This is a genomic window from Microbacterium sp. HMWF026, assembly GCF_003061325.1.
Classification (GTDB): Bacteria; Actinomycetota; Actinomycetes; order Actinomycetales; family Microbacteriaceae; genus Microbacterium; species Microbacterium testaceum_E.
In genome coordinates, this window is record NZ_QAJB01000436.1 from 1 (window position 1) to 1629 (window position 1629).

Here is a 1629-nt window from a genome sequence, read left to right on the forward strand (position 1 = left end):
GCAGATGGCCAACCCCTTCCTCGCGCCCGACCTCACCCCCCGCGCCACCGGCGATGCCCCGCGCCGCCGCCTCGACGGCTGGGAGCTGATGGGTCCGCTGTACAAGGCGTTCGAGACGGGCGCCGGCGGCTCGGCCGCGAGCATGGAGCTGCCGCCCGTCCCCGAGTTCGATCGGCTCTCGCCGCGCGGCCTCGAGGTCATGCCGCACCAGTCGCGCTTCCTCGAGGCCGTCCGCACCGGTCACCGCTCGTTCCTGCTCGCCGACGAGCCGGGCCTGGGCAAGACCGCGGAGTCGGTGCTCGCGGCATCCGTCGCCGACGCGTACCCGCTGCTCGTGGTCGTCCCCAACGTCGTCAAGATGAACTGGGCGCGCGAGGTGCAGCGCTGGACGCCGCAGCGTCGCGCGACGGTCATCTCGGGCGGCGGCGCCGACATCGACGCCTTCGCCGACGTCTTCATCGTCAACTACGAGATCCTCGACCGGCACCTCTCGTGGCTGTCGTCGATCGGGCTCAAGGGCGTCGTCGTCGACGAGGCGCACTTCATCAAGAACCTCACGTCGCAGCGCTCGCAGAACGTGCTGGCTCTGGCATCCCGTGTCCGTCAGCAGACGCGCGACCCGCTCATGCTGGCCCTCACCGGCACGCCGCTGATCAACGACGTCGAGGACTTCGACGCGATCTGGCGCTTCCTCGGCTGGACCAACGGCGAGAAGCCGGGCCCCGAGCTGATGGAGAAACTGGATGCCACGGGCCTGACGCCCGCCGACAAGGCCTTCTACCCCGAGGCGCGCGAAGCGGTCATCTCGATGGGTATCGTGCGGCGCAAGAAGAAGGACGTCGCCGCCGACCTGCCCGACAAGCTCGTCGCCGACCTGCCGGTCGAGCTGGACGACGAGTTCGGCCGCTCGATCCGTCAGGCCGAGCGCGAACTCGGCGCCCGCCTCGCCGCCAAGTACCGTCGCATCATCGAGGCGCGCGGCGACCGGGGCCTCGCGCCCGGCGAGATCGACGACGACATCGTCCGCCTCGTCGCCCACGGCGAGCTCGAAGAGGCCAAGGCGGCCGGCTCGGGCAGCGAGAACGTCTTCACGATGGTCCGCCGCATCGGTCAGGCCAAGGCGCACCTCGCCGCCGACTACGCCGTGCAGCTGCAGCGCTCGGTGGGCAAGGTCGTCTTCTTCGCCAAGCACATCGATGTCATGGATGCCGCAGAGGCCCACTTCAAGGCCTCCGGCCTCAAGGTGGTGTCGGTGCGCGGCGAGCAGACCTCGACCGCCCGCCAGGCGGCGATCGACGCGTTCAACGGCGACCCCGGCGTGAGCATCGCGGTGTGTTCGCTCACCGCCGCGGGCGTCGGCCTCAACATGCAGGCCGCGTCCAACGTCGTGCTCGCCGAGCTGTCGTGGACCGCCGCCGAGCAGACGCAGGCGATCGACCGCGTGCACCGCATCGGCCAGGGCGAACCCGTGACCGCGTGGCGCATCATCGCCGCGCACACGATCGACACAAAAATCGCCGAACTGATCGACTCGAAAGAGGGGCTCGCTCAGCGCGCCCTCGACGGCCAATCGATCGAGCCCGGCTCGAGCGACTCGGTGCAGCTGTCGGCGCTGATGCACCTTCTGCG

General features: G+C 70.1%; 1 protein-coding gene. It reads left to right on the forward strand.

All coding sequences use genetic code 11. The features are described from left to right. Window positions 1-1629, forward strand: a 1629-nt coding sequence (locus DBR36_RS15875; protein WP_108320676.1) for a DEAD/DEAH box helicase, incomplete at both ends; no start/stop codon positions are given.